The sequence below is a fragment of the Vibrio sp. SALL6 genome (genome assembly GCF_002002385.1).
GTDB lineage: Bacteria > Pseudomonadota > Gammaproteobacteria > Enterobacterales > Vibrionaceae > Vibrio > Vibrio parahaemolyticus.
In genome coordinates, this window is the sequence record NZ_MQVK01000023.1 from 357,454 (window position 1) to 370,623 (window position 13,170).

Genomic DNA, 13,170 nt, shown 5'->3' on the forward strand with positions numbered 1-13,170 from the left:
CATGAATAAAACAGAAATAAAGAGATGAGTCTTCGTGCTAGACAGATATAAAAAAAGCGTGCGACCAATCGCACGCTTTTGATTTGAAATTAACGACAAACGTTAGTGCATTGCTGCTTCTTTCTCGCTCAAATATTCAAATTCAAGCGCATCATTTACTAACGACACTTTCACCGTACCACCATCAACAAGTGATCCGAACAACAGTTCATTTGCCAATGGCTTCTTCAATTGCTCTTGGATTACACGGCCCATTGGACGTGCCCCCATCGCTTTGTCATAACCTTTATTTGCTAACCAATGGCGAGCATCTTGCGATACTTCCATGGATACTCCGCGAGCATCCAACTGGACTTGAAGCTCGACAATAAACTTATCAACCACTTGATGGATAACACTTTCATCTAGGCTATTAAACCAGATGATATTATCAAGACGGTTACGGAACTCCGGAGTGAACACCTTCTTAATTTCTGCCATGGCATCGTGACTATGATCTTGTTGGATTAAACCGATCGATTTCTTCTCAGTTTCAGCCACACCCGCGTTAGTGGTCATCACAAGGATCACGTTACGGAAGTCAGCCTTGCGACCATTGTTGTCCGTCAACGTACCGTTATCCATCACTTGCAGTAACAAATTAAAGATATCTGGGTGCGCTTTCTCAATCTCATCCAACAAAACAACGGAATGAGGATGCTTAATAACGGCATCGGTTAACAAGCCGCCTTGATCATAACCAACATAACCTGGAGGAGCACCAATTAAGCGGCTCACAGAGTGACGCTCACCATACTCAGACATATCAAAACGAAGCAGTTCAATACCAAGCAGTTTCGATAGCTGAACAGTTACCTCGGTTTTACCCACACCAGTAGGCCCTGCAAACAAGAACGAACCCACAGGCTTGTTATCAACACCCAAACCAGCACGAGACAGTTTGATAGCCTCCGAAAGCGCATCAATAGCATTGTCTTGACCAAAGACTAGCATCTTCATTTTACCATCAAGATTCTTCAAGATGTCTTTGTCAGATGAAGACACCGACTTCTCTGGAATTCGAGCCATTTTTGCAACCATGGCTTCAATATCAGCCACGCCAACCGTCTTCTTACGACGACTTGCTGGAGCTAATCGACTACGAGCACCGGCTTCATCAATAACGTCAATTGCTTTGTCAGGTAGATGACGTTCGTTGATGTACTTCGCAGACAGCTCTACGGCTGCACGCAGTGCTTTGTTGGTGTAACGCACTTCGTGGTGAGCTTCGTACTTTGGTTTCAAGCCCATCAGGATCTTGGTTGTATCGTCCAGAGATGGTTCTACAACGTCGATTTTTTGGAAGCGACGAGATAGCGCACGCTCTTTTTCGAAAATATTGCTGTACTCTTGGTAGGTAGTTGAACCAATACAGCGCAACTTACCGCTACTTAGTAAAGGTTTAATCAAGTTTGCCGCATCGACTTGGCCACCAGACGCTGCACCAGCACCGATAATAGTATGGATCTCATCAATGAACAGGATGGCATCTTCTTCTTTTTCAAGCTGCTTCAAAATCGATTTGAAACGTTTCTCGAAATCACCACGATACTTAGTGCCTGCTAGCAGCGAACCGATATCAAGTGAGTAGATAACGCTATTTTGAATCACCTCAGGTACTTGGCCTTCAACAATTCTCCAAGCTAGGCCTTCTGCAATTGCCGTTTTACCCACACCGGCTTCACCAACGAGCAATGGGTTGTTCTTACGACGACGACATAGAACTTGGATCGTACGTTCTAGCTCTTTGTCACGGCCAATTAATGGATCAATATTACCGGCCTTCGCCACTTGGTTGAGGTTTGTTGCAAAGCTTTCTAAACGCTCATCGGAACCTGTTTCTTCGACACTATCCGAGCTAAACGAATCTGAAGAAGATGGATCTTCTCCGGCGCCAGAAGCTTTCGTAATACCGTGGGAGATAAAGTTGACAATATCTAAGCGAGAAATGTCGTTTTTCTTCAATAAATAAGCGGCGTGCGACTCTTGTTCGCTAAAGATTGCGACCAATACATTAGCACCCGTTACTTCGTTGCGACCAGACGACTGAACATGGAAAACCGCGCGTTGCAATACACGTTGAAAACTCAAAGTCGGCTGGGTTTCGCGCGTCTCATCACTTTCAGGGATAAGCGGCGTAGTTTGATCGATGAATATATCGAGCTCATTGCGCAAAGCATCGAGGTCTGCTTTGCAGGCTAAAAGGGCTTCCTTAGCTGCATCGTTTTCCAACAATGCAAGTAGGAGGTGTTCGACAGTCATAAACTCGTGACGTTTGTCTCTTGCACGAGCAAATGCACCGTTAAGGCTTGACTCTAGTTCTTTATTTAGCATAAGTACCTCCCGAAAAAACAACTTGGGTTGTTCGAGCAAGTCTTCTTCTACGCTTGCTCCATAGTACAAAGTAGCGGATGTTCATTTTCCCTTGCGTACATCGTAACTTGCGCTACTTTTGTTTCGGCAATTTCTGCGCTGTAAGTTCCACAGACTGCCTTTCCTTCATAGTGCACTTTGAGCATGATTTGTGTTGCTTTATCAATATCATGTGAAAAGAATCGCTCAAGTACCTCTATGACGAAATCCATAGGTGTATAGTCATCATTATTGAGTACAACGTTATACAGCTTAGGTGGCTGAACTTTTGTACTTTCTCGCTCCAGAAGATCAGAGTCCGGAGTGACCCATTCAAAATTTTTACTCATGGCAATTTAAAGATATCGTATCAAAGGGTTGATGTTTTCGACCTATAAAAACAATCTACCACAAGCATGCTGTGCGGTGTAGTGAGATGTGGCACCGATTTAGAACTTTGATAGATAAAAGTTGCTACCTAATATAGAGACTAATCCACGTCTCGCGGGCGCGCAAATAAAAGATGGTTATCGATAAGCCCTGAACTTTTACTCAAAAATAACTCTCTTTTCTCACTAACGAACAGAATCTGACCAACGCTAATTTCTGTGTTAGATCACACTTCCTCACTGAGAAAAGGTTATTTATCACGAAAACTTCATTTTTTATTCAATCCGATGATTTCACTATCATAAGCAACACCAACAGTATGGATTTTTCGTAACCCATCGCTTTTTGGTCTAAATATCTAAACTTCGGCGTACGTCCAAAAAACAGTTTGCAAAATTGTTAATCTCAAAAGTGATTTGTTTTCAATTATGTTTCCGTTTGTTGCTCGACACTATTGACTGTATGGATTCATTGACTACAGTGGAAAGTATTGATGCATAAATCCTCATTCTGGATCAGTTTGAATTTAAGCAACTTGGTGAATGTGATTCTGTATCAATGAGACGTTTGTTAGCGGTCGCTAACAGTAGTACCAAGTTAAAGGTATAACTTGGTTGTTGTAACAACATCAGTAAAAAATGCATGAGGGATGTATAAGCATGGCTACAGGTACAGTAAAGTGGTTTAACAATGCCAAAGGATTTGGGTTTATCTGTTCAGACGAAGAGGAAGGAGACATCTTTGCCCACTACTCAACTATCCAAATGGACGGTTATCGTACACTGAAAGCAGGCCAACAAGTCTCTTACGAGATTGAAAAAGGTCCAAAGGGTTGCCACGCAAGTAGCGTTGTGCCAATTGAAGCCCAAGCCAAGTAAATTGAGTGCTGTCGTAGAAACCATTGCTCTCACATAGCTTAAACCTTTGTGAAGAGAAAAATAAACCCGCCAATTAAGCGGGTTTCTTATTATCTGAAAAACACGCCGGTCACGACGTGTCATCCGCAGATTACTTGTCGATGATTGCGTTAAACGTTTCGCTTGGACGCATCAATTTAGACACCAAAACATCGTCTAGTAAGTAGTAACCACCTAGCTCACCTTTCACGCCTTGAGCACTATTAAGTTCTGCAACAATCTTCTCTTCTTGCTCAGCAAGAGATTTTGCAATAGGTGCAAATTCAGTGGCTAAGTCTGCATCCACCGTTTGCTCTGCCAATGCTTTCGCCCAGTACAGTGCTAAGTAGAAGTGACTACCACGGTTATCCAACTCACCTACTTTACGTGATGGCGATTTATTTTTGTCTAGGAATTCACCCGTTGCTTTGTCTAGTGTATCGGCTAGAACTTGCGCTTTAGCATTGCCAGTTACTGAGCTTAAATGCTCTAGAGAAGCAGCTAATGCTAAGAACTCGCCTAGAGAATCCCAACGAAGGTGGTTTTCTTTCTCAACTTGTTGAACGTGTTTTGGAGCAGAACCACCAGCACCGGTTTCAAACAGGCCACCGCCGTTCATCAACGGAACGATTGAGAGCATTTTAGCGGATGTACCCAGTTCCAAAATTGGGAACAAGTCTGTTAGGTAGTCACGAAGTACGTTACCCGTTACAGAAATAGTATCTAGACCAGCTTTCATTCGCTCTAATGAGTATTTACATGCTTCTACTGGAGCAAGAATCTTAATTTCTAGGCCTGTCGTATCGTGATCTGGCAGGTATGCATTGACCTTTTTAATAAGCTCTGCATCGTGTGCGCGGTTTTCATCTAGCCAAAATACAGCTGGAACGCCTGTCGCACGTGCGCGAGTTACTGCAAGTTTCACCCAATCTTGAATTGGCGCGTCTTTTACCTGACACATACGGAAGATGTCACCCTCTTCTACCGCCTGTTCAAGCAGCACTGCGGCGCCAGAAGCATCAACAACACGTACTGTACCTGCTGCATCTAGGATAAACGTCTTATCGTGAGAACCGTACTCTTCTGCTTTTTGAGCCATCAAACCCACGTTTGGTACGCTGCCCATTGTTGTCGGGTCAAATGCGCCGTGCTCTTTACAGAAATCGATAACTGCTTGGTAGATACCTGCATAGCAGCGATCTGGGATCATCGCTTTAGTATCTTTTTGCTTACCGTCAGGACCCCACATTTGGCCAGAAGAACGCAACATTGCTGGCATAGATGCATCGACAATGATGTCGCTTGGGACATGCAGGTTCGTGATGCCACGATCCGAATCAACCATCGCAAGTTCAGGCTGAGTTTGGTAAACCGCCTGAATTGCCGCTTCAATCTCTTCTTTCTGTGCTGCTGGTAGTGACTCGATTTTCGAGTAAACATCACCAAGACCATTATTTACATCAACGCCAAGCTCTTCGAATAACTTACCGTATTTAGCAAAAACGTCTTTGTAGTACACTTTTACAGCGTGACCGAAGATAACCGGGTCAGAAACCTTCATCATCGTCGCTTTCATGTGTAGAGAAAGCAGTACGTCTTGCTCTTTCGCATCTGCGATTTCTTTTTCGAAGAACTCAACCAATGCTTTTTTCTTCAGTACAGAGCTATCAATAACTTCTTTGTCTAACAGTGGGAAAGCAGATTTTAGCTCTTTTACAGAGCCATCTGCGCCAACAAACTCGATTTTTACTTCTGTTGCGCCAGAAATGGTTGTTGATTTCTCGCTACCAAAGAAATCGTCACCCGCCATGCTTGATACATGGGATTTAGAGTCTGATGACCATGCGCCCATTGAGTGTGGGTTTTTCTTTGCATAGTTCTTAACAGAAAGTGGCGCACGACGGTCAGAGTTGCCTTCACGAAGTACTGGGTTTACCGCACTGCCCTTAATCTTATCGTAAGCCGATTTAATCGCTTTTTCTTCGTAAGTACTTGGCTCTTCTGGGTAGTTTGGTAGGTCGTAACCTTTAGCTTGAAGCTCTTTGATTGCGGCTTTTAGCTGAGGAATAGAAGCCGAAATGTTTGGCAACTTGATGATATTTGCTTCTGGTGTTTGTGCGAGTTCGCCCAGCTCAGTTAACGCGTCGCCAATGCGTTGCTCTTCTTTTAAGTGCTCTGGGAAGTTAGCGATAATTCGACCCGCTAGTGAAATATCACGAGTATCTACGTTGATGCCAGACGATGCAGTAAACGATTGAATGATTGGTAGTAATGAATAAGTTGCTAGCGCCGGTGCTTCATCAGTGATGGTGTAGATAATGGTAGGTTTTTCTGTAGGCATGAAATTTCCCTATTTTTGAATCAACTTGTTGGCTGATCAACTCAGCGTCTGAGTTGGTGTAATTGACGCATTGCTACACGTTAGTAGTGTGTATCTCCTCGCTAACGCCACATGCGGTTTGCACTCTTTCTTGTAGTTTGAAGCTCTTGGCTCTGAATCCATGAGTGCACTGATATAATTAAACAAATAACACGAAATAGTCTATTATTCTGTGCGCATTTGTTAGTTTTAGGCGCGCAAATGATAGCCGATCTTAAGAAAACTTAAAACTTTCAAACACAGTTCATTTACATTTTTGCAGGGTAGTTAACATGTCATCTCGCACAGGTCATGAAAAAGGGCGTCGTACCAGCCAATCTAAAACAGGCCATTTTAAACGTTCCGGTAAACCAAACCGTGTAGAGGATCAAACCACAAGACGCCACCCTACTCGCACAGCCAAAGCCAATAAACCTCGAGTCGACCTGCAAAATAGAAAAGTCATTATTTTCAATAAGCCTTACGATACGCTGAGCCAATTTACCGATGGTGACGGCCGGAAAACATTGGCTGACTACATTCCAGTCAAAGACGTATACGCAGCAGGTCGGCTAGACAGAGACAGTGAAGGTCTAATGGTGTTAACCAATGATGGTATCCTACAAGCGAAGCTGACTCAGCCGAAATCGAAGTCGCCGAAAACGTATTGGGTACAGGTGGATGGAGCCCCACAAGAGCAAGATTTAGAGAAGTTGCGTAAAGGCGTTGAATTAAAAGATGGTATGACCTTACCCGCAAAAGTAGAAGTCATTGATGCTCCGACGATTTGGGAGAGAAACCCACCAGTTCGTTTTCGTGCAAATATTCCAACGACATGGTTAGCAATCACTATCATTGAAGGTAGAAACCGCCAAGTAAGACGCATGACCGCTCATATCGGTTTCCCAACTTTACGCTTAGTACGTTATTCAATGGGCAACATTACTCTTGGTGACTTGCATCCTGGCCAATGGAAAGAGATTCAGCTCTAGCCATCTTAAAACAGCACATTCCTTAAAGTAGTCAACATCAAAAAACATAAAGCAGGCCATCGCCTGCTTTTTATATTTTTTATCGTCACTAATAACAATTATTGTTGAGAAACCCACTTCATGAATACCTGACGTTCTTCGTCAGTCATTTCTAGATAAGCAATTTTTGCTTTTGTCAGTGGCGAATTCACTCTGTGAGTCTCTTTAGCTGTACCCGTTGCCTGAAGCTCAGATAACTCGACTCGCTTGCCATTAGAAAAATAGACGCCGTTAAGTTCGTTGTACTCTGCCAATTGCTCATCAAGGTTTGAATATGGGAAAGCACCTTTTTTACCTGGCATCTTATATTGCGAGTAATCAATAGACTTATCATTGATGCTTACTTTCCAGTCCATTGTATCTTGTTCAAACAGCTTATCTGCCTGACGCTTATCTCTAAAAGATGGCGCATCAATGTAAAGCTCACCCGCGCCAGAACTAAAACCAAGAATGTATGGTGCAGAGTAAACTTGAGTACGCTTGTCACCACGCCCAATAGCTTTGTTTACCTTAATAACCACTTGGTTTGAGCCATCGATGAGAGTATACGGAGTACTCAATTCATCCGTACTAACGCCATTTACAAACAGAACTTGAACACCTTGTGCGGTACTTAAAGTTACTGATACATCAGTTTTATGTGTTGTGTCAGCGTTCGCTGTTGTACCAAACAGACCAAGAAAAAACGCTACAATCCAAGTTTTTAGTCTCATATCCGAATAACCTTAAAAATCGATTAATTACATCAAAAAGTTAAATCTCGCTTACCACTAATCACAGTTTGAGGAAATCATTAATAAAAAGCCAATCATTTCACCACAACTCGCTGTAGATAATTGGTAAGCGCACTCTTGCCTCGAAACTCTATACCCGCTTGACCTATGTTTAATAGCTACTGAGTGGTCTAGACGCTTTAATATAAAAAAGGCCGCAATAAATGCGACCTTTACTATATCTACTTAAGTTCTATTATTAGAACGTGTAGTAAACACCAGCAACAACTAGGTCAGCTTCTTTCTTAGAAACGTTTTTCTCGTCGTTTTCGCTTGAAGTGTATTCAATGAACGTTAGAACGTTACCAGTTACAGCGTAGTCAGCACCAAACGTGTAGTAAGACTGGTCGTGGTCGCCTTCGTACTCAGTGAAACCGAATGAAGTGTAAACGCGCGCCTCGTTCATTTTGTAAGCAGCGACTGCAGACCAAGTATCTTGATCCGCTTTGTTTAGCTCTTCAGCAACGTAGTTTACTGCAGCAGAGAAGTTGTCCATGTTGAAACGAACAGCCGCACCCATTACTTGGTAATCAGTACCTGCAGCATCACGGTTCTCTTGATCTTGGTAAGAAGCACCAACTGTGAACATATCGTTGATTGCGTATTGCGCAGATAGACCGAATGCAGTATCGATTTTCTCGTCTTGATCTAGGTATGCATCAGCGATAACTGTTAGCTTGTCGAAGCTACCTTTAACTGAAACAGCGTGACCTGCACTTTCTTTTGATTTTACGAAATCATCAACGTAACCAAGACCTTCGTTAGTGTTGTCGATAGTGATTGCGTCTAGAGAGTCACCGAAGTCACCAACTTCACCGAAAGCTACACCCCAGTTGTCACCGAAGTAAGCACCGAAGTAAAGATCGTCTGTACGTACACGAGCGTGATCAGAGCTGTTATCTTTATCGAAGAATTCACCGTTTTCTAGTTCAAATGAACCGAATACTTTTACGTCTTCGTTTAGTTTGTGTTCTGCGTCGATTTGGATTTTAGCCCAAAGGTCAACGTCTACGTCACGTTTAACTACAGTTTTGCCGTTTTCTTTGCCTTCTACAGTACTAACGTAAGTATCAATCTCACCTTTAAGGTTGAAAGAAGTCGTACCGTTGTCGTAGATGTTGCCTGCTGCTAGTGCAGACGTAGAGATGCCTGCTACTGCAAGAGCTACTAGAGTCTTTTTCATAATTAATCCACTGCCTTTTCTTAGTTTGGGATATCCTTTCCGAATTCCCTTTTTTATATTTTTGAGGCCACTTGTTATCGATTCGTAACAATGCATGACCTACAAAATCTGGGCACTAGATTGCAAAAGATTATTCTGCCTGTCAAATTTTCTAAATACAAATATCAAAAAATAAAAATAACCAATAATAACAATAACTTGGATTACTTTATTTAATTTGTTCGATGAACATCTAAACTATCGGCTTGATTTTCCTCAATTTATCATCCTATTAATAATCAAAATTTCAACCTAAAAAACAGACTTTGTAACACAAAAAACAGAACAAAACCCTGACAAGTCTGCATTTTTGAAGTTTTATATTTTTCATATAATGAAATTATTTGCATTGATATGGAGTTCAATATTTTTTTGTGAAGAAGATCTAGATTCCTTACAAAAGCATTCCGTTTTGTGAACTACTGTACAACTAGTGATGTGTGCTACTATTCGGCTCCAACGCATTTGAGGCCCGTATGCTGACCAGTAACATTCAAAAATCGATTCGCAATAGCTATCAAAACCTACAAGCCCAACTCGATAACTTTGTACCAAGACGAGCTCAAAACTATCTTGTCGCTGAAATCGCAAAGACGCTTTGTGGTCAATATCATAAGTCCAATCGAATACTGGTAGCAGAAGCAGGCACAGGGATCGGTAAGTCACTTTCTTATTTGATGGCCGCTATACCAGTTGCCGTGCATAACAACCGCAAAGTCGTTATCTCAACGGCAACCGTCGCGCTTCAAGAACAGCTAGTGAATAAAGACCTTCCTCTATTCCGTCGTATTACAGACAGAGAATTCTCTTTCATTCTTGCCAAAGGTAGGCAGCGCTACTGCTGCGCAGAAAAGCTCGCAACAGCCAGTGGTGTGGATGGCGGTCAACTAGCGATGTTTGAGACCAAGCCAAAGAAAAAAGACATTGAATTACTGGAAACCATGTATCGCTCACTCGCTCAAGGGAAATGGGATGGTGACCGCGACGCTTGGCCTAAACCTATAGACGACCGCATCTGGCAATTGATTGTCAGCGACAAACACAGCTGCAATAACAGTTTGCCAGGTCACAGAGGGTGCCCGTTTCAAAAGGCGCGTTCTGAGTTAGATAAAAATGACGTGATCATCGCGAATCACTCTCTCGTTATGGCTGATGCTGACTTAGGTGGTGGCGTAATCTTACCAGAGCCAGAAAATACGATTTATGTCTTTGACGAAGCTCACCACCTGCCTCACGTCGCCCGTGATCACGCTTCAGCATCCGCAAGTTTAAGAGGCGCAGCAGCGTGGCTAGAGAAGCTGAATCAGTCAATCAGTAAATTTTCATCACTGGCTGATGAGAAACGTGTAGTTCGATTCCGCAATGACTTGCAAGACTCCGTGCAAAACTTAATACCTGCGCTCACTCAGTTGACTAAGCAGTTCGATCCAGCTCAGTTTGAAGAAGGCATCTACCGCTTTGAACATGGCGAGCTGCCTACTTGGCTAGAAAACCAATCTAAAGAGCTAAAACAGTTCAGCAAGAAAGCAAACCAAAGCGTCGCGAAAATCGCCGATCTTATCGCAGAAAGAGTCAAAGATGGCGAACTCGCGGCAAGATTGGCCGAGCCTGCGCTCGCTGAACTAGGTTTCTATATTCAACGACTAGAGAACCTCGCTCAAGTTTGGCATTTAATGGCAGAGCCAACACGAGAAAAAGGAGCGCCTTTAGCGAGATGGCTAGAAACTCACCCCGATCGTGAAGGCGATTTTATTGTGAGCGTCTCCCCTCTTGAGATCGGATGGCAGCTAGACCAACAGATTTGGAGTCGTTGTATTGGTGCCGTATTAGTTTCAGCAACAATGCGAGCGTTGAACTCTTTCCACTATTTTTGCCATCAAGTAGGCATTGATGGCAAGCCAGAATCTGGGACTCAGTTTTTGGCACTCGCTTCGCCTTTTGATTATCAAAACCAAGCTGAGTTACTCATACCTGCAATGAAGTACGAACCATCGGCACCTCAGTTTACTGAATATCTTATTGAGATCTTGCCTAAGTACTTAGAAGACAAAAAGGCCAACTTGGTATTATTCTCCTCTTACTGGCAGATGAACCAAGTCGCAGAGGCGCTGTCTTCAGAGTTCATAAAACGAGGCTGGGCTTTGCAAGTACAAGGCGAAAGTTCTCGTCAAGAAATTCTAAAAAAACATAAAAAGCTTGTAGAAACAAACAAAACCAGCGTTCTCTTTGGTACAGGAAGCTTTTCGGAAGGACTCGATTTGCCAGGAGAGTTACTGGAAAACTTAGTGATCACCAAAATTCCATTTGGTGTTCCTACCTCTCCAGTAGAACAAGCGCATTCAGAATACATAGAAAAGAAAGGCGGCAACCCGTTTATGCAAATCACTGTACCTGATGCGAGCAAAAAGCTGATCCAGAGCGTGGGCCGCCTACTGCGCAAAGAACGAGATTCTGGTAGAGTGACCATTCTGGATCGACGCCTCGTAACCAAACGCTACGGGCAAGCACTTATCGACTCACTGCCGCCATTTAAACGAAAAATAGAATATTAGAAGAATAAGAATTTATGGAAATGATAGAGCCGACAATGCTGTTGGTGTTGGCGCTAGTCGCTTTTGTTGCTGGATTTATTGACGCAGTCGCAGGTGGTGGAGGGATGCTAACCGTCCCTGCTTTGCTGTCTTTGGGGCTTCCTCCTCACATTGCTTTGGGGACGAACAAGTTGGCTGCTACCTTTGCATCGTCAACTGCCGCATTCACTTACTACAAAAAACGCTTGTTCAAACCTCAGTGTTGGGGGCGCGCGTTTGCAGCAACGCTTGTCGGCGCAACATTGGGCACGCTCTTTGTCGATGCCATCAGTACGGATTGGCTAGAAAAAGTCTTGCCTCTTATTATATTAGCCGCTGCGCTGTATACCGTATTCCATAAAACGCCACATTCACCTCATCAAAGCCCAATACCAGAGCCTTGCCCAAAGCTGCATAAAAAACAGTACCTGCAAGGTTTGTCGATTGGTTTTTACGATGGATTAGCCGGTCCAGGAACAGGCGCGTTTTGGACTGTAAGTTCTATGGCGCTGTACCGTCTCAATATATTGCTCGCCTCTGGTTTAGCCAAAGCAATGAACTTCACCAGTAATTTTACCTCACTTATTACTTTCGCTATTTTAGGTCATATTAACTGGGTGCTAGGCTTAACAATGGGTGTGTGTTTAATGGCTGGGGCATTTGTTGGTGCGCATTCTGCAATTCGATTCGGCTCTAAGTTCATTCGTCCCGTTTTTGTCACGGTCGTGAGCGTATTGGCGATTAAGCTAGCTTATGACGCTTGGTTTGTAGGTTTATCATGAACATCGAACAACTTTCGCAAAGTTTAGAACACATGGCGAATCAAGCCGCGACATTGGATCGCCAACGAGGAGAGCATCACGTTCCGTTGTTTGATGAACGTTTATTTAGCTGCCGTTCTCGCTTACTGACCCCTTGCGTAAAAGAAGCGAAATCGACACTGGACGCAATTATCCGAGAGCAAAACGAAAATAAGCTCACCGCTTTGCGCGCGGAGTACCTCACCGAACGACTCGTAGCGCAAATTGGCGCAATTCAGCGAGAGATTTCTACCACCAAAATTCGTAAGAATGAAATCAAGCATAGCAGCCACTTTCGCAAACCAATTAACGTGCTTTATCAAGAGCTCGCGCAGCACCAAGAATGGGCAAGACGCTTGCGAGAAATGGTGTTAGAAAAGGAACGCGCAGTGGAAACTGCACCTAGTTTTATGCGAGCTGAAGCTCAGAAAGTATTGCTGGCGACAGAGCAACGTTTAGCTCGTTGCGAGGCGGCGCTTCTTAAACTAGAAAATCAAATTACACATAGGGAAAAGCACCAATAATGGCAGACCAACCAACCTCTCCTCTTGATGATGCACCAGAAGAGATCAAGCTGGCCGTTGATTTGATCTACTTGCTTGAAACCAACGAGATTGATCCAGAAGTTGCGATTAAAGCATTGAAGATCGTACAAACAGATTTAGAAAACAAATTGAAAGCGCAGTAAAACGCGCTTTTTTCTTTTATTGAGATTCATTTTCACTACGCTTTCAGAAT

11 protein-coding genes are annotated in these 13,170 nt (G+C 43.3%); 6 read left to right on the forward strand and 5 right to left on the reverse strand.

The annotated features are described in order from the left end of the window. Positions 1 to 102: 102 nt before the first annotated feature. Positions 103 to 2,373, reverse strand: a complete 2,271-nt coding sequence (gene clpA, locus BIW15_RS16330; protein ID WP_023585399.1) for an ATP-dependent Clp protease ATP-binding subunit ClpA — start codon at positions 2,371 to 2,373, stop codon at positions 103 to 105. Positions 2,374 to 2,420: 47 nt separating this feature from the next. After that, a complete protein-coding gene (gene clpS, locus BIW15_RS16335; RefSeq protein ID WP_005456259.1) occupies positions 2,421 to 2,741 on the reverse strand; it encodes an ATP-dependent Clp protease adapter ClpS in 321 nt (106 codons plus the stop codon). A 699-nt stretch (positions 2,742 to 3,440) separates the two neighbouring features. Here clpS and cspD point away from each other — a divergent pair. Then, positions 3,441 to 3,659 (forward strand): cold shock domain-containing protein CspD, encoded by a 219-nt coding sequence (gene cspD, locus BIW15_RS16340; RefSeq protein WP_005456215.1) that lies wholly within the window; start codon positions 3,441 to 3,443, stop codon positions 3,657 to 3,659. Positions 3,660 to 3,789: 130 nt separating this feature from the next. Here cspD and BIW15_RS16345 read toward each other — a convergent pair whose 3' ends face one another. Next, positions 3,790 to 6,018: an NADP-dependent isocitrate dehydrogenase gene (locus BIW15_RS16345; protein WP_077281298.1), complete on the reverse strand. Its 2,229-nt coding sequence runs from the start codon at positions 6,016 to 6,018 to the stop codon at positions 3,790 to 3,792. A 311-nt stretch (positions 6,019 to 6,329) separates the two neighbouring features. Here BIW15_RS16345 and BIW15_RS16350 point away from each other — a divergent pair, with 311 nt between their 5' ends. Next, positions 6,330 to 7,028: a pseudouridine synthase gene (locus tag BIW15_RS16350; protein ID WP_077281299.1), complete on the forward strand. Its 699-nt coding sequence runs from the start codon at positions 6,330 to 6,332 to the stop codon at positions 7,026 to 7,028. Between the two features lie 98 nt (positions 7,029 to 7,126). Here BIW15_RS16350 and BIW15_RS16355 read toward each other — a convergent pair whose 3' ends face one another. Continuing rightward, a complete protein-coding gene (locus BIW15_RS16355) occupies positions 7,127 to 7,780 on the reverse strand; it encodes a DUF2057 domain-containing protein (RefSeq protein ID WP_005456209.1) in 654 nt (217 codons plus the stop codon). A 259-nt stretch (positions 7,781 to 8,039) separates the two neighbouring features. Next, positions 8,040 to 9,023, reverse strand: coding sequence for a porin (locus BIW15_RS16360; RefSeq protein ID WP_005489161.1), 984 nt, complete (start codon positions 9,021 to 9,023; stop codon positions 8,040 to 8,042). Positions 9,024 to 9,538: 515 nt separating this feature from the next. On the opposite strand from BIW15_RS16360, the gene dinG reads away from it, so the two are divergent. From dinG to rsmS, 4 genes are read left to right on the forward strand one after another with little or no spacing between them, the layout of a single operon-like run. Then, positions 9,539 to 11,614, forward strand: coding sequence for an ATP-dependent DNA helicase DinG (gene dinG / locus BIW15_RS16365; protein WP_077281300.1), 2,076 nt, complete (start codon positions 9,539 to 9,541; stop codon positions 11,612 to 11,614). Between the two features lie 14 nt (positions 11,615 to 11,628). Further along, on the forward strand, positions 11,629 to 12,414 hold the full coding sequence (locus tag BIW15_RS16370; RefSeq protein ID WP_005456200.1) for a TSUP family transporter: 786 nt from the start codon (positions 11,629 to 11,631) through the stop codon (positions 12,412 to 12,414). After that, a complete protein-coding gene (locus BIW15_RS16375) occupies positions 12,411 to 12,956 on the forward strand; it encodes a primosomal replication protein (protein WP_005456195.1) in 546 nt (181 codons plus the stop codon). Before BIW15_RS16370 ends, BIW15_RS16375 begins: the two co-directional genes overlap by 4 nt. Continuing rightward, on the forward strand, positions 12,956 to 13,120 hold the full coding sequence (gene rsmS / locus BIW15_RS16380; RefSeq protein ID WP_005456217.1) for a pleiotropic regulatory protein RsmS: 165 nt from the start codon (positions 12,956 to 12,958) through the stop codon (positions 13,118 to 13,120). The genes BIW15_RS16375 and rsmS overlap by 1 nt, the downstream gene beginning before the upstream one ends. Positions 13,121 to 13,170: the final 50 nt, after the last annotated feature.

Excerpts from the sequence above, each read along its gene's own strand:
- clpA (WP_023585399.1), bottom strand. The coding sequence starts at position 2,373 with ATGCTAAATAAAGAACTAGAGTCAAGCCTTAACGGTGCATTTGCTCGT.
- clpS (WP_005456259.1), bottom strand. The coding sequence starts at position 2,741 with ATGAGTAAAAATTTTGAATGGGTCACTCCGGACTCTGATCTTCTGGAG.
- cspD (WP_005456215.1), top strand. The coding sequence starts at position 3,441 with ATGGCTACAGGTACAGTAAAGTGGTTTAACAATGCCAAAGGATTTGGG.
- BIW15_RS16345 (WP_077281298.1), bottom strand. The coding sequence starts at position 6,018 with ATGCCTACAGAAAAACCTACCATTATCTACACCATCACTGATGAAGCA.
- BIW15_RS16350 (WP_077281299.1), top strand. The coding sequence starts at position 6,330 with ATGTCATCTCGCACAGGTCATGAAAAAGGGCGTCGTACCAGCCAATCT.
- BIW15_RS16355 (WP_005456209.1), bottom strand. The coding sequence starts at position 7,780 with ATGAGACTAAAAACTTGGATTGTAGCGTTTTTTCTTGGTCTGTTTGGT.
- BIW15_RS16360 (WP_005489161.1), bottom strand. The coding sequence starts at position 9,023 with ATGAAAAAGACTCTAGTAGCTCTTGCAGTAGCAGGCATCTCTACGTCT.
- dinG (WP_077281300.1), top strand. The coding sequence starts at position 9,539 with ATGCTGACCAGTAACATTCAAAAATCGATTCGCAATAGCTATCAAAAC.
- BIW15_RS16370 (WP_005456200.1), top strand. The coding sequence starts at position 11,629 with ATGGAAATGATAGAGCCGACAATGCTGTTGGTGTTGGCGCTAGTCGCT.
- BIW15_RS16375 (WP_005456195.1), top strand. The coding sequence starts at position 12,411 with ATGAACATCGAACAACTTTCGCAAAGTTTAGAACACATGGCGAATCAA.
- rsmS (WP_005456217.1), top strand. The coding sequence starts at position 12,956 with ATGGCAGACCAACCAACCTCTCCTCTTGATGATGCACCAGAAGAGATC.